At 69.0% G+C, this 732-nt stretch carries 2 protein-coding genes; one reads left to right on the top strand and one right to left on the bottom strand.

What is annotated here, in order from left to right; all coding sequences use genetic code 11:
- Positions 1–422 (top strand): YhjD/YihY/BrkB family envelope integrity protein (locus TW83_RS17540; RefSeq protein ID WP_045984076.1); only part of this gene is annotated, 422 nt, incomplete at its 5' end.
- Between the two features lie 34 nt (positions 423–456).
- Here TW83_RS17540 and TW83_RS17545 read toward each other — a convergent pair.
- A partial coding sequence (locus TW83_RS17545; RefSeq protein WP_045984077.1) for a BCCT family transporter occupies positions 457–732 on the bottom strand: 276 nt, incomplete at its 5' end.

Below are 732 nucleotides of genomic sequence, written 5' to 3' on the forward strand. Positions count from 1 at the left end.
CGGCCACGGTCCTGTGGATTCTGGGCACCGCGGCGTTCTCGCTCTATGTCCAGAACTTCGACGACTATACAGAGACTTACGGGACGTTGGGCGGGGTCATCATGCTGCTGACCTGGATGTGGCTGTCGGCCTTCATCGTGCTGGCCGGAGCCGAGTTGAACGCCGAGATCGAACAGCAGACCTCCGAGGACACGACCACGGGTGCCCCCGAACCGATGGGCCAGCGCGATGCCGTCAAGGCCGACACCCCGCCGCCCGGTCAAGGGACGCCTGCCACGTCGTCGGGCCAGAAGGCCATCGGCGTGTCCGGGACAGGCCGTGACGCAACGGATGCGCCGACGCCCAAATCGGATGCCATCATGGCGATCATCGTGCTGGGCGCCAGCCTGTGGCGGCTGCGCAAGGCGAACGCCCGCGACTGAGCCGCGGGCGACCGGCCGGGGACGGGGCGACCCGTCACCTGGCCGGGGCGTCGGCCTCGTCGGTGGCGGCGGGGTCGAACTCGCTCAGCGCGGGACGCTTGCCGATCGTGATGTGGTCGATCTCCTCTGCGGCGAACCCGCGGATCAGGGCCGGGATCATCATCGAGACCAGCAGGAAGATCGGAAGCCCCACGACCGTGATCACCTCCTGCAGGGCCGTCAGCCCGGCCTCTCCTGCCAGCAGGATCAGCGTTCCGGCGATGGCGCCTTCGGCCAGGCCCCAGAAGACACGCTGGCGGACGGGTCCGGG

Origin of the sequence: Paracoccus sp. S4493, from assembly GCF_000967735.1 — a bacterium.
GTDB lineage: Bacteria > Pseudomonadota > Alphaproteobacteria > Rhodobacterales > Rhodobacteraceae > Paracoccus > Paracoccus marcusii.